General features: G+C 51.6%; 13 protein-coding genes, 3 tRNA genes and 1 other RNA gene. 3 read left to right on the forward strand and 14 right to left on the reverse strand.

Features of this window, described 5'->3' with window-relative positions:
- Positions 1 to 3 precede the first annotated feature (3 nt).
- The gene (locus tag JIN85_RS14635) at positions 4 to 1083 is read right to left on the reverse strand and encodes a hypothetical protein (protein ID WP_200272039.1); all 1080 of its coding nucleotides are present in this window, start codon (positions 1081 to 1083) and stop codon (positions 4 to 6) included.
- A 64-nt stretch (positions 1084 to 1147) separates the two neighbouring features.
- Between JIN85_RS14635 and JIN85_RS14640 the strand changes: the two genes are divergently transcribed.
- Positions 1148 to 1741, forward strand: a complete 594-nt coding sequence (locus JIN85_RS14640) for a hypothetical protein (protein WP_200272041.1) — start codon at positions 1148 to 1150, stop codon at positions 1739 to 1741.
- Between the two features lies 1 nt (position 1742).
- Positions 1743 to 2681, forward strand: a complete 939-nt coding sequence (locus JIN85_RS14645) for a hypothetical protein (protein ID WP_200272043.1) — start codon at positions 1743 to 1745, stop codon at positions 2679 to 2681.
- Here JIN85_RS14645 and JIN85_RS14650 read toward each other — a convergent pair.
- The 13 genes from JIN85_RS14650 to JIN85_RS14710 all read right to left on the reverse strand — a co-directional run bounded on the left by JIN85_RS14650 (position 2678) and on the right by JIN85_RS14710 (position 24938).
- Positions 2678 to 2989: a hypothetical protein gene (locus JIN85_RS14650; protein ID WP_200272045.1), complete on the reverse strand. Its 312-nt coding sequence runs from the start codon at positions 2987 to 2989 to the stop codon at positions 2678 to 2680. The two genes, JIN85_RS14645 and JIN85_RS14650, sit on opposite strands and share 4 nt — an antisense overlap.
- Positions 2986 to 5190 (reverse strand): portal protein, encoded by a 2205-nt coding sequence (locus JIN85_RS14655; RefSeq protein ID WP_200272048.1) that lies wholly within the window; start codon positions 5188 to 5190, stop codon positions 2986 to 2988. Before JIN85_RS14655 ends, JIN85_RS14650 begins: the two co-directional genes overlap by 4 nt.
- Positions 5191 to 5196: 6 nt before the next feature.
- Positions 5197 to 18216 carry a DEAD/DEAH box helicase family protein gene (locus JIN85_RS14660; RefSeq protein ID WP_200272050.1) on the reverse strand — a complete coding sequence of 4340 codons (13020 nt, stop codon included), beginning with the start codon at positions 18214 to 18216 and terminating at the stop codon, positions 5197 to 5199.
- An 18-nt stretch (positions 18217 to 18234) separates the two neighbouring features.
- Complete coding sequence (locus JIN85_RS14665; RefSeq protein WP_200272052.1) at positions 18235 to 19197, reverse strand: hypothetical protein; 963 nt, start codon at positions 19195 to 19197, stop codon at positions 18235 to 18237.
- 41 nt (positions 19198 to 19238) lie between these two features.
- On the reverse strand, positions 19239 to 21017 hold the full coding sequence (locus JIN85_RS14670) for a terminase large subunit (RefSeq protein ID WP_200272054.1): 1779 nt from the start codon (positions 21015 to 21017) through the stop codon (positions 19239 to 19241).
- Positions 21018 to 21182: 165 nt separating this feature from the next.
- Positions 21183 to 21257 (reverse strand) — tRNA-Pro (locus JIN85_RS14675).
- A gap of 85 nt (positions 21258 to 21342) precedes the next feature.
- A tRNA-Gln gene (locus tag JIN85_RS14680) sits at positions 21343 to 21417 on the reverse strand.
- A gap of 170 nt (positions 21418 to 21587) precedes the next feature.
- Positions 21588 to 21827, reverse strand: a complete 240-nt coding sequence (locus JIN85_RS14685; RefSeq protein ID WP_200272056.1) for a hypothetical protein — start codon at positions 21825 to 21827, stop codon at positions 21588 to 21590.
- Positions 21828 to 22719: 892 nt separating this feature from the next.
- Positions 22720 to 23086, reverse strand: a transfer-messenger RNA (tmRNA) gene (gene ssrA / locus JIN85_RS14690).
- 127 nt (positions 23087 to 23213) lie between these two features.
- A complete protein-coding gene (locus JIN85_RS14695; RefSeq protein ID WP_200272058.1) occupies positions 23214 to 23540 on the reverse strand; it encodes a hypothetical protein in 327 nt (108 codons plus the stop codon).
- 11 nt (positions 23541 to 23551) lie between these two features.
- Positions 23552 to 23627 (reverse strand) — tRNA-Met (locus JIN85_RS14700).
- A gap of 101 nt (positions 23628 to 23728) precedes the next feature.
- Positions 23729 to 24364 (reverse strand): recombinase family protein, encoded by a 636-nt coding sequence (locus tag JIN85_RS14705; RefSeq protein ID WP_200272060.1) that lies wholly within the window; start codon positions 24362 to 24364, stop codon positions 23729 to 23731.
- A gap of 127 nt (positions 24365 to 24491) precedes the next feature.
- Entirely contained in the window at positions 24492 to 24938 is a 447-nt protein-coding gene (locus tag JIN85_RS14710; RefSeq protein ID WP_200272062.1) for a hypothetical protein, read from the reverse strand.
- A gap of 463 nt (positions 24939 to 25401) precedes the next feature.
- Between JIN85_RS14710 and JIN85_RS14715 the strand changes: the two genes are divergently transcribed.
- Positions 25402 to 26103, forward strand: a complete 702-nt coding sequence (locus JIN85_RS14715) for a hypothetical protein (RefSeq protein ID WP_200272064.1) — start codon at positions 25402 to 25404, stop codon at positions 26101 to 26103.
- The last annotated feature ends 16 nt before the right edge of the window (positions 26104 to 26119 follow it).

The raw sequence follows: 26119 nt of genomic DNA on the forward strand, positions 1-26119 counted from the left end.
CGATCAGTCGACAGCAGTGCCTACGAATCTCTCGTAGTCGTCCAACGACTTAATCTTGCCCATCTGTTCTTCCAGCTTGGTTGCGGGAGCGGTTGGTGGGGTTGAACGAGCGCTTCCGCTCGCGATTTGGTTGGGGCGACGTGTGGCGTTCTTTTTGGCAGGAACCGCAGCAACTTTGGGAGTCTTGGCAGGATTGGTCATCATGATTCCAAGCTCTTTTGCGGCAGCTTTTGCCAAAATGAAGGGCTTATCTGGAGAGTCGAATACTGGATCTCCCATCTCTTGCATTTCCCGGTCGATCTCCTGCATCTTCTTGAATAAAGGAGATTCAGGATTTTTCGTGTCAGGATAGTAGCGGGTGGTTCGAGCTTCTGATTCCGCAAATTCGCGATCATACCGGCTTACTTCCTCTTGGCGCTTTGAGGATTCACGTTGTGCCTCTTGCGCACGTAGAGTATCGCGCTCATCGAAAAGATTATCGATCTTTTCTTCTAGCTCTGCAGCCTTCTCGAAATCCATTTCGATCGTTGCAGCTCTCTTTTGCGCGCGAAGATCAGTGATTTCGCTGGTAACATCAGCAGCGGTTCTGGATGGCGCTTGTTCCACTTCCTTGGATTCGGATTTCTCCTGAACTCCAAGAATCGATTCAGCCTTAGAAATACATTCCTTGAGTGACCATTCTGGATGCCGCTTGCGGATTTCAAAGGCCTCAGCCTCTACCTCATCCTTTGCGCGAAGGCGGAAACGATTTGATTTGGCCTTAGGGTCTTCACTCTCAGGCTCTTCCTCTTCCTCGTCGGATTCCGGCTCAGACTCTTCCGTCTCAGCTTCCTGCTCTTCACCTTCAGAATCAGGTTCCTCGGGTTGCTCTTCCTCCTCTTCGCCTTGTTCCTCAAGCTCCGTGGCTTCATCGTGTGATGGCTCATCATCGGGTTCATCACGGAATCGATCCACAGACTTTTGGTAATCGGCGATTGGGTCAGTCGCCCCATTATTGGGGTCATGTGTCTCATCTCCGGTTGAAGATGGATCACCCGTCGTTTCCAATTCCAAATCGGCTTCCGCCTGATCGTTGTTTGGCATGGCGGCGATAATCTATCAAACTAAACGTTTTGTCAAGTTGTGAGTAGCATGATACAGAAAGCCCATGTCAGATTTCACTCCGGGTATAAATGATGGGCGGATTGATACCCTTGAGGCGAGAGTTGCTGAACTAGAAAGGCAGTTGCAACCATTCAACCGCAAAATGATAGTTGTTGGATCGATAGAAACGGGATATGAAAATATTGAAGTTTTTGCGATTGAGCAAGGTTTGGCTGATGGTGGATCTGAATTGCATCCGTTTCGAGTAACGACAAGCGGTGAAGGGGATGATGAAACATTTCGTGTCGCCGGGTCTAGTGCTGGATCGACAGTGTATCGTGAATGGGATGGTGATACGATCAATGTCACTGGACTCGACACAGACATTGCCACCGCTGATTACGTTTACTTGAAAGGGGAGGTGGTAAATCGCGCCCTCACTTCTCTTGCTGTATCCGGCGAGTCATCAAAACTAAAAACCTCAGTTTGGACTGAAGGCGGCGGGGGAGGCATGGGGAAAAACACCGAAGTAAATTTGCTGATAGCTCAAAAAATAGATGGGACCATGGTAAATCTCGTGCGTTCTAACATTCGAATGATTCGTATCTGCCAAAAATCAGCTGGCCCTGTTTGGGTTCCAATTCTGACCATCGGATAATATGCTAGAAGTTCATCCAGGAATTGACCTCTACGATATTACCACGTCCATAGAGCATGGATTTTACGATCTCCAGCTCTTGCTGGAGCCAGAGGTATTCTGCCGATTCATGTTTGGCGTGAAACGGTTCAGTATCGAAATGACTATCACTAGAAACAAACCAATTGCATTGGTGTCTGGTGGATATTCTATCCGATCTACTACAGGACCGTCGGGAAAATTGGCATACAATGTCACCAAGAGTGTCCCGCCGGTTGGATTCGATTCAGGCATTGAGTCCCAAGTAATCGAAAAAGAATACAACAAGATTGGCCCTGATTCTTCAGAGTGCATGGAGCACATGTTCATTGAAGAAGTGCAAGACAGCGCTCTCAACGCATTGCTCGGTTCATACCAAGATGCCGGGGTCGAATACTTCGCAACTCAGGTTTTCGATTTTTCAAGAGACTTTCCAATCGTCACGCCAGTTGTTACAGCGTATCTTACTATGGGGGCATTTGCTAGAGGCTGCTACTCAAAACAGCCCGGTGATGATGGGTTTTACGGGCTGCTTTTTCATACAGCCCGCGCCCATGTTGCAGCGCGTGAGAAAACTAGCGCTTACGTCAGGCTATCACCGCCATCGGACGATGAGGAAATTGCAAAATCCTGCCCTGGCATGTTCTGGCGCTATTCACAGAAAGATCCCAACTTTCCAGAAGTTGAGCCACAATTTATTCGAAATACCAATGGGGTGCTCGTGATGGGTTCCTACACTCAAAACAATGTCCCATATTTAACCCCAGCAAGCCGTCCTTTGCCTGATGAATCAGGGAGCTACAAACCGGTTGAAATTAGTGATTTTCGTCTGACGGTAGAAGAGTTTTGGCCATGGAACGAAACTGGCAAGCCGCACTACGATACTAAAACGGGAGAAATGCTAAATAATCCATTTGGCTAGATCCCGATCTCAACACCATCTCCCGGCTTGACTCCGAATTGAGCCAAAAGGCGAACATGATTGTCTCGATCTTCTTGAGGTTTTCGTAATACCTCCAAGATGCCAAGTCGTCTTTGCCTCTTTGCCTCTCGTTCCTGATCAGAGATTTCATCCTCATGAAGAATGGAGTCTGCCATTTTATCTGACAGCTCTTTAATCTTCCCCATGAAGATTTGAAATTCAGGATTAGCAATTAGGGCATCAATGCTGCTGATGGTTTCGATCGATTTCTTGCAGCTCATCCGCTCTTCAGGACTCAATTGTTTCATAGATTTGGATTGGATACTTGAGGTTTAGGTGCTACTCCACTGGCTAGCGTATTCGGGTTCGGCCCCTTTGGATCAGTAGGCATGATTTCAATTGGTTGAATCACTTTGTCAGCATTTCCGACCTGTAGAGCTTTGAGCATTTCACGGTAAAGCGTAGCTGTTAGAACCTGAACTTCATAAGGCTGTGAGTAGTATTTATTCACGAGTTCAACCGCACGAATTGATCCTTCAAGTATCTGTTCACCGCGGTAGCGAGTAAGGAGGATTTTGATGTCAACTTCGATGTCCGCAATCTCGCCCGGGTCAATCGAAATGAGTTTGCCAACACCTTCACCATTTTCACCTTCTTCCGACTGCTCTCCCTCCTCGAAATAGTGAAAAACCTCCATTTCATCCAAATTCGCCATCACGAGTTGGATGTTTTTCGTAAGAACGTCAGTAATTCCCGGCTCCAAGTGTCCGAGATGAAGCGAGAACAGCTCTTGTCCTGACTTTTCGATGTTCCGAATTCCTGTTGCGAGCTTGGTGGAGTCCATGCCGGCAACCTGGGAATCATTTGCATGCTGAACGCCTGATTCGTTCATCGCAATTTGCATGAAAAATTCAGTGAACTGTTTGAGGTCTTGTCCCTTTGAGTTTTCGAGGTAAACGGTTTCCAAGCAATCCTTCGCCGTTTTTCCGGGCCTTGGGGTATAAGTCCCACCCCAATTCACTTTCAATGATGGATCTGCATTCCCTTCAATCGTATTGTGCGGCGACCAGAAATCGACACGAGCGGATTTCGACTGAAGGAAATTCCACCGGTTCACGGTGAGATCGACGATTTGCTGTGATGTCTCGAACATCTCCATTGCACCGATTCCATACCAGCGCCCGGCCTTTTCATTCACGCGGACAACAGAGAACGGCCTGAGTCCATTCGGCGTCACGTTGGCTTCATAATCATAGAAGATCGGAGTCCCGCTATCGCGATCGACGATCAAAATCACATCCTCCATCATTCCGTCGCCATCCGCATCATAGCGCAAATGAAATTCTGCAATCGAAACAATGGAGTTTTGGCGCTGAGATGCCTCAACAACATCACCGTCGCCGTATTTCATTGAATTCTGTGCATTCTTCGATGCACCTCCATCTGCTGATAACTCACGAATCAGTTCGATCGCCTTTTTGGTGGCTTCGACATTTTCATCGGCATCAGGAGCACCTTCAATGCCTTTTCTCCACTGATCGGCAAGGTCCATGACAGGCATGTCATAAAGGTGAACGACGCAATCAGCTTCTTGAATACTGGGAGCCTCAAGAGGGATTAGCACATCAAGGAAGTTTATGACCTTCGCGGAAGGGCCGGAATAGTGCTTGATGCGGCGTGTGATTTGCTTGGTCTGCCATATCATTTGTTGTGGCTGAGGAGTTTTCCCGTCCCTTTTGAGAACAAATTCCTCATTATCAATAATCTCACCGGTTTCCGGATCTTCGATCGTGCGGAGAATCCAAGTGTCAGATTCAAGAATGTAGTCACCGGTTGCCGTTAAAATGTCATTTCCCTGAGCATCAATAAGAACGGTTGCAGTTGTCTGGTAGACTTGTTCTTTGCGTTCCCATGAAGTTTTTACGACTGATTCACCTAAGATGAACGCCCTTTCAGTTGCCATTTCGAGGGATCTCTTGAGCTGTGATTGCTCCATTTTCCACCGGCAATAGCGGTCTGCTTTGTCCGCCCGCGTTTTGTCGAGTTGTCCAACAGGATAAAGAGCAAACCAAGGATCAGTCGAAAAGTAGTAGTTCACCGCTCTCGCTACCATCTGCCGAGTGATACGACGTGCCATCGGAACCACGAGATTGGACTCCTCGAAAATTCCTCCTAACAAATAAGCGCGGTATTCCACGTCGTTATCGAATACCAGGTCGTAGAGCTTCCGCTTACCCATCCATGTTTTTTCGGTCCGGTCAGTCCCTTGAGGGTCTTGGTAGCCAATCCCTTGGCTATCGTTCAACCACCAGTCACCAGCTCCAACACGATCGCGGCCGGACTCCCTTTCAAGCTCTCCAAGTCGATTCAGCGCGTGTTCAATGATTTCGTCCTCTTGATCCCGATTCAAGATATATGAGGTAGGAAACGGCATGCGTGGCGAAGCGCCATCGTCGTGGATTGGTTCACCGGCAAATTGCTCGGTCACTCTTTCAAGTTGGTCTTCCATGGTCGGTTATTGGAGGTTTCTCCAAGAGGAGGATTTCAGTAGCATTCGTTTCACCTGGCTCCGGCCTGTGGTGACTGCAGATTTGAATTTTTCGATGTCCCTTTCGGTTGGGTTTTCGAAGTTGAAGTGCTCCCGCTTCACGAGCGCCAGAACCCGCTTTCCTGCGAGTTCCTTGAATTGCGCGGCTTGCTTTGGATTCATCCGAACATTGTCGCCGGATCGTGGATCGACATAGTTCGTCGATGGCGATTGTGGTGCGTAAGCATCATCCGGGAACTTTTGCCGGTACCGCCAAAGCATCTCATCCCATGGCTTGATTTCTTCCTCGCCAAAATCGGTAAAGTCGACAATGCGCCGAATGTCTCCACCTTTCTTGTCTTGAACTTCTCCGTAAACGTCCCGCCGCGCCGGTTGTTGGCCGTTGGGCCACATCGCGTAGGACAGGCTTTCAAGGAAGCCATCGGGCTTTTCTCGGAAAGCTGGATCGGTTTCACGCACCGGTTGACGGATGATATTCGGGACAATCACGGCAATACGCTCCGCGGTAAACCTAGTCAGGTCAGACTGCCCGGATGCGATTTGGTTCGCGTCTGAAAATCCCCGCAAAAACGTCTTATCCGTCATCTGACTGATGAGAGCGTTGATAACCTTGCTGCCCGCTTCGCCGTAGGTCTGTTTGCCTTGGTTTGCAAAGCCCATTTCACGCATTGTATCGACAGTAGCGCCAAGGACAGTGGCAGCAGGCTCAAGCCGTCCGTAGGAGAAGCCAACGCGCTTTCCGCCTGGCATCTTCATTGAAATTTCGTAAGGCCCGAGTCCGATTCTGTATCCGAGCTCACGTTCACCGCGTTTTGTCGCGTTATAGGGCCGGGAACCCGTAATTAAAATGCCCTTATCCAAATCATCGTCATCACCTTCACCTGCTCCGCTGGCGGCAAGTAAGAGCATCAGCAATGCGCCTTGGGCCTGCTGAGAAAGCCGTTCAACAATTTCAGCCTTCTCACCTTTCGCGTTGAGAGTCCATTTGCCATCCCGGACTCGTAGGTTTCTGGCAAACATTACGCCGATGTCAGTCATACTGACAGGGTTCAGGGTCCGCCGCGCTGCCTGACGCATGATATTGAACGGGACTCGCTGGAAAGGGAAGAAGATCAACCGGAGCGCGAGCAATGATGCTTTAGCGATCATGTTGTCCGTCTCCTGAGTGAAGAGCTTCGAGAGGTGACCGGCTGCAAGACCGGCAATGTCACCAATTCCCTTGATCGGAACCTTTTTCCCAGTGTTGATGTCAGTTTGTCCGGGAAGTGCCGCGGTGAAAGTTCGATCCGAAGCCTTCACTGCTGCCATCTGCCACGCTGGAGAGCCGGGAAGGTTGACCTGTTCTTTCATAAACGAATCAAACTCGGCAGTGCCTTCTTTTAGCCCATTGGATTTAGCCAAGCGGTAGGCCATGGCTCCCACCTCCATGCAGGCGTTCGCTGTTCTCACGAATTCGTCAGTTGCGAGAAGTAACCGAGTAGGGATGCGGATGATTCTGCCCTTGGTTCCTGCGATCGTTCCGGTTTTGTAGAGCGCACGGCCTTCAAACACCTTCTCCAAGTCCGGCGTCTTTCCGAGAATGTCTTCCTCGAAAAACGGGGTTTCAGTTCCCCATGCGGCCGCGGCATTCGTCCATGAGCGAGAAAGCATCGGTCCGGCGGCTTTGAGCATGTATTTGACCTCACCAAGACCGGCAGCGCGAGGGTCTTGGAAAATGGAGTTGATCGCCATCTCCACGCCCCGGCCAACCGTCATCTCCCATGCACTTGGAACGATGGTTGTGGCATTGACCATCATCGTTTGGAGTCCAGACAGAATACTGGAATAGTAGTATTCTGAGCCTTTATCCAAGAAGTCTGAATCGATCGCCTGAATCGTCCTGGCAATGATATGAACATGGTTCCTGTCTTTGATGTCGAAACGATAATCGTCAGGGGTTTTTCCATCCCGAAGGATTTCCTCGGCAGAAGTCCCATATTTCGACAAGACCTTGTTAATTTCCCCAATCAGCCGGATGCCTTCAACCTTTTGCTTGCCGGTCAGGGTATCAACCTTGCCTGTGACGCCAACAACGTCACGCAAAGCAATGACTTTGCGCATGATTTCAGCCCGGTCTTTGGTGTCAAAATCGTATCCTGCCAAACCATCGGTAAATTCTGGCCTATTCCAATCAGCTTGAACTGGAGTTATTGGCTTCGATTTCTTACGGCGAATTTTTGAGGTTTTTGGAACTTCAGTAGGCAGGCCAAACCCAACATTAAGGATTCGCTCCAATTCAGCGTCAATCTCCGCGTCTGTGAGAGCTGATGCACTCAGGCCGGCCGCGGAAAGATCGCGTTTGATCTGGTCACGAAGGTCTTCGAGCTTCAATCCTGCAGCCACTTTGGCCCGGAGCTTGGCACGAAGCTGCTCCTTCACCTTGGCGTTGAGAGCTTGGATTTTTGCTTCAGGAAGGCCAGTTGCTTTGCGGATTTCTACAGTTCCAGCACCGGCTTGGATCATCCGAATAGCGGCTTTTTCAGCCTCATCCAGTGATTTTGAAACCTCCTTCAGGGACCTGTCCTGAGATAAGCTCAAGTAAACTTCGCCACCCGTGATTTCATCGAGGGTAACGCCCATTTTTTTCAGCGACTTCTCAATCTTCGCCAAACGGGAGGTGACTTCTTTTCTAACCTCAGCTCTTGCCTCCGCTGGAGTCATTGAGCGAGCTTCAATCTTCCTCAGTGTTCCCTCTGGTAACTTGTAGAGTGCTCCGGCGAGATACTCACGGTTCCGTTCGGCGGGCGTTTTGCTGCGATCGTATCCTGCAGCCAAAACACGGGCCTGAGTGGATCGGGCTTCGCGATAGGCATTCATGAACACGGCGTTATCCGCGTGCTTCGAAATGTCATTGCCGGCCGCTTTCGCCCGTCGCTCCATCACAATCATTGCCGCGGCAACGTCTTCCGGATTTACTGATCGACCATCGTTGGAATATGCCTGCTGAAGCCAGTTTTCGACCACAGCATCCTCACTCGCATCCGCCATTCGGCGACCTTCTGCTTCCCACTTGGCTTTTGTTTCGCGCTGGTAGGTGAACTTGCGCATTTCATCCACAACATCCATTTCACCACGCACCTTTGGATCCGCGGAAATGTTAGCTAGATCGGGGCGTCCAATCACTTTGCCTTGATCGCTAAATGCTTCTTGCTGGGAACGGGCTTCGGCTTCGATATCCTCCCCGGCCATTTTCCGGCGCCCTGATTCAGTGAGGGATTTGATATTTCGGCTCGTTTCTGAATCGGTCAGAGGCGCGGCTTTCATAGCACGGTATTCCGCGACAGCTTTGCGGCGCTCGGCGGGAGTCATTCCTTTCAAGTCCTCAAATGTCAAAGATGCGGCCCCAAGTTCAGGAGGTAGAGCGTTTTTGATAAATTCGCTGCGGGCTTCGGCCGTTTTGAAATGGAAACCTGGTATCGCTCCATTTCTCGCAAAGGATGAGTAATAGCCGCCAAGTTTTTTTGCAGCCGAAAGAGCGGTTCGATATTCGGAATCGGTCAGTTTCTCGGCCGGCTTGGCAGCATAGATCATGTGACCGTCACGAGTATGCTCGAAATCGAAGGTTTTGAACCGACCATCTTCGCTCACTGATGGCCCTTCTTGTTCAGTCATTGGAAGGGGAATTCGAGCGGGAAGCTCCATTTCCTCGATCCGATTGAAAAAGTCGTCAATGCTCTCGGCGCTTTTTAGGTTACGTCGGGTTGAAGTGGCATTTGCTTTTTCACGGAGAGCCTGATCGGAATGCCGGTCGATAACGAGAATGCGGGTCGCTACCGATGTCGCAGCACGATTGAACACAACCGTTGGCAGTAGGATTTCAGCACGAACTACCGCTTCACTGGCATCATCTGATTCATACCAAGAGTTGAATCGCTTCTCCATTGAGGTGCCCATCGGAACCAGCGCAATGATTCGACCTCCATCGTTGAGATGGCGAAATGCTTTGGCGACGTGATCCATCGCTGTTTTGCCCGCTGTCCCGAACGGCGGATTCATCGCGATTCCGTCAAACTTGTTCAGGATATGGTAATCCTCAAAGTTGGTTTGATGGAGAATAGCAGTTGGCGCAGTGGTAGAAAGGCGAGATGACAGCTCGTAGGACGGTTCCACAACATGCACCTTGGCTGTTTCAGGCAAGTATCTGGCGATAGCGCCGTGACCGGCAGACGGCTCCAGCACTTTTTCGAGCGGCTTCAGATCCAGCCATTGCGCCATTTTGTAACCAAGTGGCTCAGGAGTGGCATAGTAGTCAACGCCTTCGGACGACTTCGTGCGCTGGGTCTTTTTGAGATTGGTATGATAGTGGGCCTTGGCCGATTCAAAGGCTGACATTGCAGTCAGGTTCCTATCGCGCTCTTTGCCGCCTTTGCCTTGTGCTGCACTTGGCTCACTGGTTTCTGCTTGCTCAAATGAATCAATGAATGACTGCAAGAGTCCGCGAGCATTTGACCCCATGGCAAAGTTCTCCGCGGTGGCCGATCGTTCAGCCACAACTGACGCGAATGCACGGCGCTCCCAGTAGGTTCCAGTGTTGAAATACTCGTCGATTGCATCGGTTTTCACACCAACGCGGTAAATCCGCCCTTCCGACTGAATCGCATCGGTCGGTTTGATGGGAAGCCCGATATTCATGAAAACCCGCTGGTGTTTGCCAGTGGTATCATGAAGAGAGACACCCTCTTTCCCGGCATCCATCTGAACCATGATAATGTCAGCTGGTCCGCCATCGCGGTTGAATTCGGTCACACCTTCACGACGAACCTTTTTGGATACCGTGCCATTGAAAAATCGAACCCGATCGCCGAATGCATTCATTACAGCATCGATAGGGCGGGGGAGGGAACTCAACGCGCTCACCAAGCCTTTATAGCCAGGATTCCTGTTTAAGATTTCCTGATACAAATGAGGGTATAGGCTCCTTAATTCAGGATCAACCTTAACTGGGTTCTCTGTGAATCCACCGACGTTGTAGGAATGAAAAAGCACGACCTTCCGGCCCATTGCGATGTGTTTTTTGGCTCGCTCGATCGCATAGCCGATTTTTAGAGCTTCCAGAAGCTTCACCCGTTGCAGGTAATCGAACTTTTTTGTTAGACCCTTGTAGAAATCGATCGCATCTTGATCTCCGCTCTTATCCGCTTCACGACTGAGTTGTTCAATACTACGGAAATAGTCGTCGAGGACGTTGCCGATGCCATCATCAACGAGCACGAATTGGCGGGAATAATCCGAGTCAACTTCAAGCATGCGTCCGCGCATCGCGCCACTCTTCTGAAGTTCATCAGAGAATCCTCGCTCAAGAGTTCCGATTTGAGCCGGCGTCAGTTCAGGAACCGTCAATTTCCCGTATCTCTTCCGGTATCCAAGTTTTTGAATATAGAAAAGATCGCGTGGTGAATTGTGATGATAGCCGCCAACGGTGCGTGAGTTTTCTTCTGGATAGTCAAAAAGGTAGCTTTCTGCGGCATCCAATGAGAAGTGATAGGCGAATGGCGTTGCGGACAGCATGACGAGCTTCGGCCGATCCTCTTTTTTGATACTGGAAACAAACTTCTCTTCATCCTTGCTGGCCTCATCCAGCTTTCGGGAAAGAGCTTTATATTCTGGAGTATCCTGAAGCTTGTCTTCCACCATTTCGGACAAGCGAGCGTAATCAGCAGCGTGTTTACGCCGGGTCCGTGAAACTGCGGATCGAGGATGAAGGGTAACAGCACGAACCGTGCTCAGTGCATCCGTGTAGCTTCCAGCCTGTCCTTGTGAAAGTTTGTGCGATTCATCCGAAACCACCATTGACCATTCACGGTTCACCAAAGAATTGTTCTGCCCCGCGTTAGCGTATGTGGTGACTGTGATTCCGGATTTGCCGTTATCCTTTGTATTTGCCAGCGGTTTGATGTTGAACCCAAAGTAATCCTTACCGGTATCAACCCAATCAGACATCACTTTGTCCGATGGAACGAGAATCAGGATATTGTCATTCCCCTTTTCAACCTGCTCTTTAATGACGCCAAGACCGGTGAATGTTTTCCCTGTGCCGGTGCCGTTGGTGAAAAGGACACCGGGTTGGCCATTATCCCAAAGCCGCTTGGCGGCGAATAGCACGTCTTCCGCCTGTTCCGGGAGAAGGTGCTTGGATCGGGAAAGAATCTGAGTCAGCCGCGAAGCGTCTTCGCTACTGCGCTCGACCAACGATTCCGCACTCCCTGGGAGGCCAGCGTCTTTGACAATTTTTGCTCGTCCTCGTCCGTCAATCGCCACTCGGCCTTGCACATTGCTGCTGCTTCCTCCGGTGTCTTCACCGCTGGGAATGCTTGTGCCAGTTGTGGATCGAGATTGATTGCTTGCTGTATCGCGTCCGCCTCGAGCACGAGCGGGGCTAGTTCCGGAATCCGATTCGACAGAAGCGGCCTGAGTCCGTCCTTCCGTTCCAGTTCGATCCACTGATCCGTCATTCGTTCCAGTTGCTCGTCGTTCATCTTGAACGCTAGCTTGCCGGCTGGAGTCACTGGCTGGGCCGTCTCCGCGATTTGGTTCCAGATTGCCGCTGGTAGGTGTTGCATCGGATTGGAGAGAGTTTGCAGTTGATTGGTTGTAGATGCCAGCCCAATCAGGCGAAGCATTCACTGTTGGATTGACGATAACGAAAGCCCCCCAAAGTGATTGAGAGAATGGTTTGAGTTTTCCCCCAGCCAGAGATGAAAGTCGCTCCGCAAAAGCTTCAGGCGTATTGATTCCTTCGGCCAAGTATTGCTGGGCAACATTGATGAGGGCTGGAATTTTTTCAGGTGGGATGGCCCGGGTGAACTCCGTAGATCCGAGATTTGATGCTTCGAGTCCTTCCACAAGGTCAGACATGGCATCGATCAATGCCTGATCTGCCTTTGACCGTGTTGCCGCCGGTTTCGTAGTGTCGCGGCGTTCGTTGAAAAGCGGAGTATCACCTTCGCCGAACATATCCGCAGTTAAATCACCAGTTGAGCCAGTCAATCGCTTGTCCTGCCTCTTCTGAATCTCCTCTTTTTGTTTGGCAGATTCTTTCTCGGCATCGATTTGCTCATCGGTCTGAGTTTCGAGTCCGAAATCATCGTCCTCAGAGCCAAGGAAGTCGTCATCCGTTCTTTCAACTTTGTCGATTTCCTCAACGTAAATGACTTGATCTCCGTCGATTACCTGGCGTCCAAACCGGGTTCCATCCTGTAGAACTGCCTTGGTAACGTAGCCATCTTCGTCAAACTCGACAGATTCAACTTTTACCAGTTCGCCATCGACTTCAAGTTTGTCTCCGGCAACCAACTCGGACATAGCCACGGATTCACGACCTTCAGCTGGATCGGTGGATTTCGTGAAGTCTTCCGCTTGGTTCAGCTTTGCTTCCTGAGCACGCATGTCAGACGCCTGCTTCGTCGCATTCGCCACCGCTTTATTGATCGCAGCCCAAAGCTCATTGGTTGTAGGCTGGCTCAAAAGATTCGAATCTAACAAGTCCTGTGCCATTTGGTTCGGCAACCGGCCACCCGTCTTTGCATACAGAAAATTGTAGGATGGGTTTTGAATGACGCCCGCATCATCCCATTCGGATGCGTTCATATCATACCGTTCTCCCAATACTTTCCGGCCGCGACTTTTGGAAATCAATCCACCATTTTGGAGGATGCCTGAAATCACCGGGTCAGACTGGAGAATTTCGACGTGTAGAGGAACTGGTCGCGCTGTCCGTGGCTTACGAAGAGCCTTCTTTTTTGGTTCCGATTTTACAACAGGAGCCTTTCGGGTGACGGGCTTTTTGGGCTGAATCGCTCCCTCATTGGTAACGCTTGGCATTTCGGCAACAAGCGGGAGAATATCGCGGATTCCAGCCATGAGCCGGATCACACGAATCGGCTCAGTTGGGTTATCCATGCTGGCCATCCATTGGTGATGGCCGTCCACAAGATGATTGTCCTCCGAGATAAGAATCGCCCGATTTCCACCTTTGAAGTCCCGCGCTTTCTGAACCTTCTCGGGCGAGAATTCCGCTTGAGTTGGCTTCAAGGAATCAGGTCGAACTTCCTCCTCAACGTAATCAACCCCACGAGCCTTGAGGAATTGGACCATCGCACTTCGATCTGAAGATTGAATCTGAGGCATCTCAGATCGAGGAATGCCCAATGTCCCTGAATCCTCAGAGAATGCCGTCCATTCCTTATCGATTTTCGCTCCTTCAACCTTCACCTCGCCCGGGTTTACGAGCAAATTCCGCTTGGATGAGTCGAGCCGGACCAGCATGCGCCCATCAGATGCGGTTCGAACTACAGTGCCGCTCAGGGTTTCACCGTCTCGGGTGAAGCTGATCTTTCTTTGACCAGGTGGAACAGTCTCGACGCTTTGTCCTGATTGATCCGGGCGATTGTCACCAGCTTCGGCACTGCGATATCGCGAGGATAATTCATCAGTTCCATCACCCTTTTTGCGGGAAGCGGACTTATTTGCACGATTTGCTGAATTTCGATCGCTGGGTTCAAATTTGGAGAGTTCATTTTCAAGTGCTTTGATTTCGGCCGCGAGAACAGGGGTAATATCCCCAGTGACAAATTTTTTGAGTGCTTTCAGTGCAGCACGCAGCGCCTCAATGATACGTGGCCCGGCATTGGTCCAAAGTTTGGCAACCTCAGTCGGATTGCCTGTGGCAAGCCGCTGAGACATCATGCGAAGCCCTTCCATGGCCTTTTGCCAGTCCTCGAGGGAATCAAGGGACGCGCCATAGAGATCGCGCACGATAGAATCCTTGCCTGTAGCCTCGAACTCGTCTTTCCAGATTTGGCCGTAATGAGTGGCCTGCCAAGATTCCAACGAATCTTTGGATCCTGACAACTTCCACAACGTCTTAGCTGCCTGGAATTGAGCCAAATGCCGGATTTCCTCATCGACGACGTTCGAAATCCACGTTTCGGCTTGTTGGTCATTCAGACCGGAAGATCTGGCTTCCTCAAGTAACGCGGCAGGATTGATGAGAATCCCCTCCGCAGTCGCTGTAACACGGTCACCGGGGTCCGTGCTGATCGAGATCCTAAGATTTTTGTTCTGCTTGAGCTTTCCGATTCGCTTGAGGACTCGCGGACGGAGGTTTCCTGGATTCGATTGTTCCGGATTAATTCGGTCCAAACTTTGGCGTGTTGTATCGATTCCTGCTTGCTCCGTCCGGTCGCCACGATTCGGATTGTCGGTTTTCCTGTTATTGTTTTCATCGCTTCGTTCTAAATTGCTCCTATTTTCTCCCAAATTAGGAGAATCTGGAGTGTTTTGAGCGGAAATCTGCTCAGTCGGCACCGGCGGGCGGGCGCCTTCGATCGTATTTTCTACCTGTTCACCAAGCGGCCATTCCGGCCGGCCAACTGCAATTCGTTCAGCTTCTTCGAGTGTGTCAGCCTCAACCTTTACCGTGGTCCCGCGCTTACCGGTAACCGTATATGGGCGCTTTGATTGGCTTTGCTTCGGAGATCCTGCCTCATTTGGTCGAGCTGCTTCTGTTTTTTCTCTCTGAGGAGAATCAGGAACAGTGCTGCTGCTTTCGATCTGATTGGATTGCTCATAGCGTGCATCGGCTTTCTTTCGGGCTTCGGTTTCGCTCATCCGAACCCGGCCCTCAGCCGATGGCGCGATGGCTGCGACCTGTTTCAGTGCCTCGTCAAGAATGACAGGCGATCCGTCCGCCGTATCCAGCGTGACAAGAGGTTTGGTCAGTCCTACCGACGCCAGTTCTTCCTCCTTGAGCGGTTTTCCGTCACGAGTGATTCCAAGCGCCCGGACCTCGGCATCGGTCAGGACTGAAAGTTTATCCCCTTTGGCGATCTTGAGCACCCCGCGCACCCGTGGGGCGGCAGCGGTTCCAGCTTTCGCTTTTTCAAGATTTGCCTCTGCAGCATCTATCAGCGGTTTTTCGCCAGATGCTTGGGCTTGGGAAAGTTGTTCTTCGGCGGCGGCGATCGAATCGGCAGCTGCAGCGTCAGCGGCATCAAGCTCTTGCTCAATTGCCATGCCCTGAATCAGCTCTTCAGCGCCGATTTGGCCTTGCTGGGAAATGAGATCCGTAACGTCCTCACCATTCGCCGCGGCATCGTCAATTTGACGCTGTAGCTCTACGGTTGCGGGGTTATTGGTGAAGTCGCCAACGATCTCTTCAGCTTTGGAAACTTGTTCGGGAGTAGCGGGCGCAGCCGTTGGGTCGTTGGCAAGGATTTCCGCATTCACCCGCGCTGTCTTGTCCTCAACAGTCGTAGGGAGATTTGGTTCAGTTTTACTGACGGCACTGATAGCGCCAGGCACAGCAGCCCCAATCAGGCCCCCTTGGATTGCAGCCACAAGAGACTCATGAACGACATCTTCCATCGATTTATCAGGATCGACCGAAGCTTTTGTGATAATTCCTTCAAAAAGCTGGTTTAACCCCTCCTCAACGGCTTCATCAGAAAAGTCATGCTTGGCAACCCTGAGCATCGCTTTGATCTCAGGTGTCAGTGATCGCAAGGCAGTTAGTGCACCATCACTTCCACTACGTTTTGCAAATTCCGCAATCCCGTCACGAATGCTCATGTTTGCCGCGGCCTCAGAGGCCTTGCCGAACGCGGCACGCTCAACACCTTCGCCGAGTAGCTTGGAAAGCACTGCAGTTTGCAGACCATTGATTAATGCCGGGCCTTGGGCGTCGGTGACGACCTGAAGTTTATCTTCGTCGGAAAGTGAGCGACCTTCTTTTCGTGCCTGATCTTCGGCCTTACTCAGTGCGTTATCGAGCATGCTGCCGTAGCCCTGAAGTCCGGCCCAGCCAAAAACACCAGCTGAGGCTACCTGAGCGCCAAGCGTTGCTTCTCCACCTGCAGCGAGGCCTCGCCCAATCGCGCCGCCTGCAAACATGGGAGCCATCTGGATGACGCTGGAACCCATGCTCGTAACACTGCGACGAACCGATCCGCCTTCACCGCGTAGCCCCGCAAGGGCCTGATCATATTCGGATAGTTGTTGGCGTTCGTCTTTCCGGTTAAGCGCATTGATAGCAGCCTCATTGAAATAATTTGCAGTGCCATCAAGCCCGACTTTTTCAGCTCCTTTCGCAATACCTGTCCCCGCGCCGGCAACGGCATTACTGAGAGTATTCAGAATTCCTCGAAGACCATCCAATCCGGTATCCGAAATGGTGTCCCAATTTTTCTTGAGGAAACCACGATTAAGACCATCCCAGCTGTAGAGGATTTCAACAGGGTCGGAAACTCCCTGCTGTTTCATGTTGGCTACATGCTCAACATAATCGCCTTCGTCTTGCTTGATGAGTTTAGCGCTAAGTTCCGAAGCAACCGTTTGGCGGTATGATTGTAGAATTTCTTTTGTGCGCTGCTTTTCTGCCGGTGACACATTTGCGCCATCGATAGCGGAAAGCATTGGTGTGTCGTCCTTTGCAATAGCCAAAATTGGGCTGAATACCAACCGCCCATCTGAAAGGGTTCTGACGAGATCATTGTTGCCACGCGCCCAGACGTTAGCCTTGGCCCCATCGCGCATAACCTCTGCCATCTCTTTGCCATCGGTGATGCCTGCATCGTTAAATTTTTGGATCAATGAACCAATTGCTTTGGCGCGATTTCGGAATTCATCACGAATCTGCTTTTGAGCAGGATTGGTAAACTTCTCTGCCTCAGCCTGAGCTTTTTGGTAGGCGTCAATCAGGTTTCCACCTTCAAGCGCGGCATCGAACATTCCCTTTTCACGACGAGCACGGATTTTTTCAGGATCCGCATTTTCTGGGTCTGTTACGACATCACGAATTCCGGTGAAAACGTCATCAAGAAAATTGCCTGCTGCATCCGTCGCTTTTTCTACATGCCTTCCGAAAGAAGTTACGCCATATCCTTGATCAGCTTGGTTTTTCAGCGCGGAGGCAGATGCATGACGCCCAGAAGACATCATATCAAATACTTCGTTGGTGAGCTGCTCCCGATTGATTTCAGGCTTCCCATCCATCGCATTTGCATCTCGGCGGGCAGCGCGGGCAATGTCAGCCGCTTCAGGATCAACCTTTTCGGCAGATGCGGCAATGGCCTGACTCGCTTGGGTCAATTCACGGCGCCGGTCTTGAAGGGCGGGAAGGTCGGCGCCACTAACACCGCGAGTAAGTCTCTCATCAATCGACCGTAGTTCATTGGCGGCTGATTCCGCAGCGGCAGACACCTCAGCATCACGCCGCGCAGTGCGTTCAGAAAGGTCGGCGGCACGGGCAACCGTTGACTGCCCAGCCTGACGGCGCTGCATCCACGCATCAATTCCGCCACGAGAAAATTCAGAATATCGAACACGAGCATCGTATGCCGCTTGTTCATCCGCTTTCCGCTCATCAGCCAGGCGCAATTTTTGCCGAATCGATTCCGCATCAGCTTTTGATTGGGAGTCGGTTTGATCCTTCAAAAAATCAAGTTCGCCCTCAAGCTCCTTTCGCTGGTTGTCAGATAGGCTGCGAGTGTCGCTTGGGTCTTGTAAGCGCAAACTACGAGAGTCGTAGTCGTCTTTCGCTGACTTCATGTCGCGCTTGAATAGCGACTGCCGTGCGAATTGACCGGCTTCCGGATCATCGATTAAGGTTTCCGGGTCGAAATCTTCAATAGTGCCATCAGGTGCAATTCGAGAAAGCGAACCAATGCCAGATTTCCACGTTGCTTTCTTTTCTGGTTTTGCTGCTGCACGGGCCTGCCGATCGCGCTCCGCTTCAACGGCACGGTTCTGGCGCTCCGCATCGGCCAACCGCTGGTTTTCATCGGCGATACCTTGCTTGTTGGATTCTTGGAAAACCTCGTTCTGAACGAACTTTTTCCATACAGGAGTGCCAAGATGTTGGCGCATTCCGCCGCTCTCTGGACTTGGAGAAGCACTTTCCGCTTTTTCCTGAAATCCACGGCTAAGCGGCCGTCCAAATTGACGAAACATTCCCGGTCTTTGGTCCATTTATCGGCGGCGTTGTGAAAGGCTTGTTCCCATGCGTTGACGGCCAAATTCCGCACGCAATGCGCTATCCTTGCGGTCTTGCTCCACAGTGCTGCCAGCCGACTTCATTCGGCGACCTGCCGCTTCATAGTCGTCATAGGAAATGACAGCTTCAGGACCGGTCACCGGTTCTGCAACTGGGACATATCCCATGCCAGGAGTGTAGCGAACCTTTGGCCCTGTATAACCGTCCTCTGGTCGAGATCCCAGTGGTTGCAGAGGCTTGCCCCGTGAAGCTGATTTTGTAGGGGTAAACTTTGGCGTAGTTACGCGGTTTGCCAACTCCTCACGGTATTCATCAGTAAGGGGGGCGTTGGCGACCTCCGGCGGCAACCACCCAAATGGCCTTCCCGTGAACCGATTGATTCGCGGTGCTGGCTTTGCAGGCTCCTGGATGCCCCGTTGCGCTTCTGGAACACCCGCGATTGAGTTGCTTTTCAATAACGACTGTCGCGTTGGCGCAGTCGGGCCTTCCGCAGTCGCATTGGTAACCACCTGATTGCTTCCAAGCGGCTGAAGGGGCATTCCGCGGCCAGCCCCCGCAGTGGCATTAGGATTTACCGTGGTTGCCCGAGAAACTGGGGCAGGGGAGGAAGAGGGAGTAACCGCAGTAGGAGAAGTCGCATCCTGATCGCTTTCGGGCATGGTGCCAAATGCCTCAGCAATTTCGCTATCAGTCGCCTCATTCATCGGCGATGCCATGTCCGCATATTTCTTTTTTACGGCAGGACTTGCATTTGCCCAAAGCAACTCAGCTTTTGCGAGCGCCTGATCGTGGGTCAAACCTTTCAACGGCCCTTCTGTGTAACGAGCTCCAGCTTTTCCATATCGGCGGCTAATACTCCGAAGACCGCCGCCGCGAGCAAGGAAAGTTGAAATAGCACGGGCTTTCCCACGCGCTTCAGGAATAACGACCTCGTCCATGACGAATCGTCTCAAGAACACCGCGTTTTGTCAAGATCGCGTCACGAGTATTGAGCGCGACTTGGGCGCATCTGTTGAACCGCGCTGCCACGCAAATCTGGTGGCAACCATTCCGGCCGGATCACCTCATGATACGGAGTCGCATGCTCCATGCACTGAACGCCGATCGCCAACGACAAAACATCATCATCATGATGGCCTTGAGCCGCTTCAGCACGGCCACTCTTTTTCACCACAAAGTTTTTGCACTGGTCAATGATCCACGGGCATCGAATTTCATACCCTTCACCCATCTGACCCTTGCCACTCTCGCGAATCGATCGCGCCAAGGTATCCAGAATCATCGGCCGCGTTTTCTTGTCTGTCATCCAGCCAAGCGCCTTTGTTCGCACTCCCTCCCGCCGGTTGAAAATCTCCCGTTCGTAAATCGTCACGTCAGTCCGCAGTTTCAACAGCTCGACCAACCCCCGGTCCATGTTCATTTCCGGAACAATCAGGCAACCGCCGTAATATCGCGCCAGCCGCCACACCTCTTCCTCAAGCACGTCAATATCCCACCAACAGCCGAAGCGCATCCCGTCCGGGAAAAGAATGTTCCGACACGCAAGCGCCGGTTCAACCCATCGCCGAGTCAACGCATCAATGTAGCCAGCGCGGTGAACCAACACTGAGTGACTGTCAGGATCATCGCCGCCAGTCTGACTCTCGCCGGTCATCGAATCGATGCTCACGAGGTACCGGCAACCAACCTTCGGCTTCTCGAACATAATCACCCGCGCCTCTTCCTCAGAAGTAGGGCGGAACATAACTCTATCGGACCGCGGGTCATACTCCATCACGCCCGGCTCGCGAACGACCAACCTCGCATTTTCTTCCTGTGCCTCAAGCCGTTCAGCATTGAACCGGCCACGGCCAGACTTCAAGAATGCGGTTTTTGGATCAAATGGATAGTCCTGGCAGAATCGATCCCAGTCGCCTTTACACTCTTCTCGAATTGCCCAGCGCATCCACGCCACCTGCTCAAGATCGAGCTTCCACTTGGCCGCAATCTCTTGCTCAAGCTCGGTCAGGTCATCCTCTGAGTAAATCTCCTCGCTGGCCGGATCCAACCTTGAATCATCGAACTCGAACCACGCCGCGAAAATCTGAACATATCCGTTTTTCCCAGCCTTGAACTCATCAAAGGTGATTCCATGCTCCCACGTCTCATAGAAGTCGCCGCTCGCACCCTTCGCCGTGGACTCTTGGAAAATGATCGTGTCAGGCTCATACGGAACGCACTTCAGCAACCCGTTCAACACGTTTGTCGCATTCGCAACACCCTCCTCACTGAGATACGCAACCTCAGTGATAATCATGAACTGATACGTTCCCGATCGGCCGGCGTTTGGGTTGGCCAACGTAATCCGCTCGAACGAACTGCCATTCTTGAACCGCGCCTCAGTGTCCATCACCTTGCACGTCTTCGGATCTAACTCGTCGTTCTCCGCATACGTCTTCAGGATCTTGAACAGGTTGGCCCCCTGAAAGTGAGCACCGCCCGCAATCAACCCTCGAGCACGCTTCGCCTGCAATCGGCGATAACCCAGCGACACACCAAATGTCGAACTTCCTTTCTGCCGCGGCTTCAGCCCGACAATCCGGCACGGACGCCCATTTTCATGAGCAAACCGCACCACCTCATCAAGCCGGAGCTGGTAAATGTTCGCCCTCGGACGGACCAACTCACCATTTTTCCGCTCAATCTTGCTGAACCCCTCAAACCAGGCAGCGGCACCCCATCGGCATGCTTCGCGAACCAAGGAGTTAAGCTCTTTCATCAGAAAATTTCCAGCGCCTCCACCCGGCTGGATCAGGGTATGAATTACCGCCCTTCGCATGCCGCATTGGCTAGGGGCAGCCCCGGGAGGCTCGGGGAAACAGCGGCTAATCGGATGGGGCTTCAAGATGATGAAACACGACAAAATGTCAAGGTTCTTGGGAAATGGTCTCGCGCAAGGGGCTTGAACCCTCAACCTCCCGGTCCCAAACCGGGCGCTCTACCATTGAGCTAACGCAAGATAGCATTCGCATCGGGATTCGAACCCGAGATTTCCGGTAGAAAGCCGGAGGTGATAGCCACTTCACCATGCGAACATAAAAGAATGGCAGTCTCAGCGTGATTCGAACACACATTGCCCCGGTCAAAGCGGGGAGTAATAGCCATTATACCATGAGACCACAGAAGGTCTCACCGCTGGGGTTGCGGTCGCTCTCGAAGTTGGAGGCAAATGGTCATCGGAAAAAGAAAAGCGACAAGTAAGGCACCGTGACGGACAATTAAACCAATGTAGTCATGGCAAGCATTCGCTTCGGGAGGAAAAGATGATATATCGCGAGATATGTCAAGTTCACACTTCAATTATGAAGGAATCTACCGACTCCACATGATGAATGGCATACCCTGGCTCAAAATCTTCAATCAGATTCACCAAGATGAAGTTTACGACATCCTGCCCCCAAAACTGCAGCGATAACCACCAACCAAGCCACAAAGGTCTAGGAATAGGAACTGGGGCTTCACTGTCAGGATCAGCAAGCCACACCGGACACAAGCAAACCCAGCCTTTGGCTGTCACATTCCACTTCATGGCAGTCACCAAATGATAATTAAGGCAACGATGAACCATCCCGGTCCACTCTCACCCTTGGTCATAATCGCAGCCGCAGTACACACTACGGCTGCGCAGATAGTGCAAATTATCTTGGATTGTTTGGATTCCATCATGGTTCAGAAGTCAGATTCTTCGAGCGATCATAGTCAGGAAAGGGGAGCCGACGGGTGCGTTGATTGAGTTTTTCTAGGATTGGTAAAAGTCCAGTCGCTGTTTTCTGTCCATACCTTGCCCAATTGGTTGTAAGTTAGCGTGCTTATTTTCCATCTGAGCACTTGCTTCCAAGGGGTGGGCTTTCTTTCGCCAGCTGCACGGCGTGCTTTGGCTTCAGCTATTTTTTCTGGCGGGTCTGTAACATCCCATGGGTAGAGTGTGTGAACCCTACGAAATACACCCTCTAAAGGACGGTTCCGATCCGGGTGTGATGGCGGTAGGTCTGCGAGGAGCTGCATGGTTAGGAAGGTTAAGGGCCGCTAACGGCGGCGAGTCGTGTGGTCGAGCCATGGCACTCGCCATGGGGCGTTCCCCCGCCGTCAGTTTAGTTTTGACCACATTTCAACGCACCGGCCAGGTCGCTCACTTCGCCTTTAGCTCATTCGTTTTTCAGGCTAGGTCAGTCCATTCAGTGCCCTCACTGCGATGCGCTGAAATGTGGGGCCGCCAGACGGGTATTTAAGACAGGTCGCGACCCCATCGCCCCGCAGGCGGCATTGAATGACAGCGGCCGGACTCGATACCGGCTTGCTCTTTTGGGTTGGCCTGATGCAGACCAACTAAGGATGGTTCTATCTAGGTCTTTTGCATCACAACCTAGACCCCCGAGTGGTAACCCTTACCGCGTTTCCTTCAACGCCGCGCTGTCAAAAGCTGGTGGAAATGTCGGGAGTTGAACCCGAGTCCCACACCATCCAATCAACGACTTCGAACATGCTTATACGACCCGTCAGAGTGGGCCATTCTCAGGGCTAACGGTTTCCCGTTTGCCTCCACCACTCAGTCTTTATGGGCGCTGAGTTCCGTTTGTGCCCGGGTTGCAGTCAGAGCGGAGCGGGCGCTTCCCTGACCGTGTTTGCCTCAATTCGAAAGCACGAGGTCATCACTGACGACGCGGGAACGACTGAAGCTGGCGTTTTGTTTGCCTTGTAGTTGCTTGACCGGCTTTTTAGGAGGCCAACCGGTCAACCTCCGCATGCTATCGCTGATGGGCTTGATGAGGTCGAAACCATTGCATTCCCATTGTGGCGGGGATTCCCGCTATGTTCGAAAGTGGAGTAAGGGAGGACTTTCATCCCTCTGTCGCTTCGTTGGTCGCCAGCTCGCCTTTCACCGGCTCCGATAAGGGTTTCGGAGCGTTAGAAAATGTTAGACCCGAACTCTGCTAAGAAGTCCCGTTACGCGCTCCTGCATGGCAGCAAAGCGGGAAGCCAATGAATCAAGATCCCGCTCAAGTTCACACTCATCAGATACAGAAGTTGAATTTACTTCTATCTTAGGAGTTTTCACCTCAAAATGATCTTTAAGATCAGGCCCAAGAACTGGCGCAAGTCTGTGCTCCAGATTATTGATCGCATCCCTCAAAGAGTCGAACTCGACCCCAAGTCGAGAAAGATTCTTAGCAACTGGAGACTGAGGGACGAAGTCCGAATTGTCATACGAAGACGATTCAGCAGGTAGTGGTTTTGTATTCATAAGCAAAGGATTGGTTGCGGGGAAGGGACTCGAACCCTTGACCTTCTGATTATGAGTCAGATGCTCTACCAACTGAGCTACCCTGCGATTTGATGCCGCTGCTTTCCCGGCTGGTCAGGTAAGGGAGTGTGAATTCGTCAAACCGATCGCAGCTAGCAACAATCACCGCGTTTTGTCAAGCTGTGGATTCAAGATTTAGCCTTCATCGCTGCCTTGACCCGCTTGACGGTCGCAAGCCCCTTGCCGGTCCGGGCTGCAATGTCCCGCAAAGATTTCCCGGCGCGGACAGCACGAGCAATGTCGTCATGCTTTGCGATCAGCGCTTTTGCATCCATCGACGACCCGACAGGTCGCCCCAATGTCTTGCCCTTGCGCCTCGCTTCAGCAAGGCCGGAGTTGATGCGTTCAACCAATGTCTCCTTCTCGGCGCGTGCCATTTCGGCAAGCAGGGAGAACATGATGCCTGCGCCGGGATTGCGTCGACCGTTCGGCAAAAGCGTCTCAATGCCTTGAGCATGCCAATAGAGCGAGACTTTGAGGTCTTCGAGTTGGTCAAGGAAGGTATGGGCGATCGAATTACGGCGGGCAATCCGGGAAACCTCGTGGACAAGGATCTTTCGAATCTTTCCGGCTTCGGCCAACTCTAGGACTCGATCAAGGCCGGGACGAACCTGGCTTGACCCGCTCACACCGTGCTCTTTGACGGTTTCAATCACAGTCCATCCTTTTGCCTCGGCGACTTGCTGAAGCTCGGAGATTTGGCGATCGGTTTCTTGCTTGGCCGTGGATACTCGAACGAGAATTGCGACAGGAATAGTTTTCACGGTTTCGACTATCGAATGCTCACCGCGTTCTGTCGAGAATAAAGCTCAAAAAATCATGTGATTTATTAAGCCCTCTTTTCGCTCAATTTGATCCACGTAAAACCGGCGTGGAACATTGCAAAATCAATCAGCCATTATTTGAGCCCACCTCAACCGCCTGCTCATTCTTCACCCTCTCCAATGCATCGCCAAGCGCACGGCAAAGAGTCGGCGAGGTCCGCAAGCGTTCCTCAATCCCGACGAGCGAATCAGCATCGACGTTGACGCTAACAACTTCTTGCCGCTCGACCGGTTTCCCAACGAGGTAGGCCATGAGCAATGTCAGGGCAGCGAGGCGAGTCCGGTTGTCAGGCTGACCCTTGAACGTGGCGACCAACAGCGAATCGATGTAAGCCGAGATTTCCTCGGTGCTGTAGATTTCAGCCAGCGCGGTTTGCAGCTCACGGTTGAACGTGCCCGGCGACAAAACTTTTTGGTTCGTCCGCTTGTCGCCATTCGCCGCCTTCCGCTTGGCCCGATAAGCCTCGATGGCTTGGGCTGGATCGATTTCGGCGACGGTTGAATTTTCGGACATCGGGCACGCAATTTCGCTGGATGGGTTTGACGATGGTGCAACTCGCCAAAACGTCAAGACAAAAACGCCCGTTTGATTTCCTGAAAGAAACTCTGCCGCCTGAATCCCTGCCCTCCTATCACCCCTATACCCTACCCCTTGTATATATATATACAAAGGGGGTAGGGGTAATAGGGAGGGATTAGGCAAAAATAGTAAAAAATAGAATGAATTTATGAAAAAGCCCGTGTTTATAAGGGATTGCGGCGAAATAAGGACTCTATTAAATGCAGTCCATTAAAGCAGTCCATAAAGAGACTTATTCATTTCAATAAATATTCACGACTATTTGTTTTCCTTACAGATAAAGGGATTCGCGCGTTTTTAGTAGCTTCATAAAAGCAGTTCTTACTGTAGTTCTTATGAAGCTTCTTGACTCGCCAAAACGCGAATATAGGGTGCGGGCATGGCAAGAACCAAACACATGTTTTCCGTTCGGTTGACTGAGGAAGAAATCCAAAAGCTAAACGAAATAGCAGATCAACACGGGTGCATCGCGAAGGCTGGAATTGGGTATGGAGAGCCAAGCGCGAGGCGTCTCATCGCTGAAATTGCGCGTGGATCATTCTTCCTGCAGCCGCTCAAAGGAAGTGGATTGACGAGTAAAAAGGTGGCACCCAAGGCCAAAAAGTCCCCACCAACCTCCAGGCCGAAAGCAGGGAAGAAGCGGATCTCGGTCGAGAAAACGCCGCCTGATTGGTGGCCGAAAGTCAGCGATGTTTACTCAATTCAAGAGGTCGCGCCCATGGCTGGAATGAGCATCGAAGAGATGCGAGAGTGGTTCACGGTGCGCGGAATTGACATCGAGGAGGACATTATTTCGACGCCGGAGACGTGGGAGGAATACCAAAAAGAGCGGGCGGAAGCTGAGATGCCTGCTGAGCCAGAATCTCCAGAGCGATGGACTATCGATGAAATACTTGCGGTGGGACGCGATGAAGAACCGGACTGGTGGGAAGGCCCGGTATCGCGTGGATCACTGACAGGATTGCTCCTGACCAATCTCGGAATTACGTCACCCAACGACGTGGAACAATGGATCAAAGATCAAGGGGAATGGGAAATGGATGGAGTCAAATTCGTTCGTGCGGTGAATTGGAAAAATAATTCATCTTTGGCTGAATAAAATCCTTGCTAATTTT

Source organism: Luteolibacter pohnpeiensis (genome assembly GCF_016595435.1).
GTDB lineage: Bacteria > Verrucomicrobiota > Verrucomicrobiia > Verrucomicrobiales > Akkermansiaceae > Luteolibacter > Luteolibacter pohnpeiensis.

Coding starts and splice junctions, on each gene's coding strand:
- JIN85_RS14650 (WP_200272045.1), bottom strand. CDS start 2,989: ATGAAACAATTGAGTCCTGAAGAGCGGATGAGCTGCAAGAAATCGATC.
- JIN85_RS14660 (WP_200272050.1), bottom strand. CDS start 18,216: ATGTTTCGTCAATTTGGACGGCCGCTTAGCCGTGGATTTCAGGAAAAA.
- JIN85_RS14645 (WP_200272043.1), top strand. CDS start 1,743: ATGCTAGAAGTTCATCCAGGAATTGACCTCTACGATATTACCACGTCC.
- JIN85_RS14665 (WP_200272052.1), bottom strand. CDS start 19,197: ATGGACGAGGTCGTTATTCCTGAAGCGCGTGGGAAAGCCCGTGCTATT.
- JIN85_RS14695 (WP_200272058.1), bottom strand. CDS start 23,540: ATGAATACAAAACCACTACCTGCTGAATCGTCTTCGTATGACAATTCG.
- JIN85_RS14685 (WP_200272056.1), bottom strand. CDS start 21,827: ATGAAGTGGAATGTGACAGCCAAAGGCTGGGTTTGCTTGTGTCCGGTG.
- JIN85_RS14655 (WP_200272048.1), bottom strand. CDS start 5,190: ATGGAAGACCAACTTGAAAGAGTGACCGAGCAATTTGCCGGTGAACCA.
- JIN85_RS14635 (WP_200272039.1), bottom strand. CDS start 1,083: ATGCCAAACAACGATCAGGCGGAAGCCGATTTGGAATTGGAAACGACG.
- JIN85_RS14670 (WP_200272054.1), bottom strand. CDS start 21,017: ATGAAAGAGCTTAACTCCTTGGTTCGCGAAGCATGCCGATGGGGTGCC.
- JIN85_RS14715 (WP_200272064.1), top strand. CDS start 25,402: ATGTTTTCCGTTCGGTTGACTGAGGAAGAAATCCAAAAGCTAAACGAA.
- JIN85_RS14710 (WP_200272062.1), bottom strand. CDS start 24,938: ATGTCCGAAAATTCAACCGTCGCCGAAATCGATCCAGCCCAAGCCATC.
- JIN85_RS14640 (WP_200272041.1), top strand. CDS start 1,148: ATGTCAGATTTCACTCCGGGTATAAATGATGGGCGGATTGATACCCTT.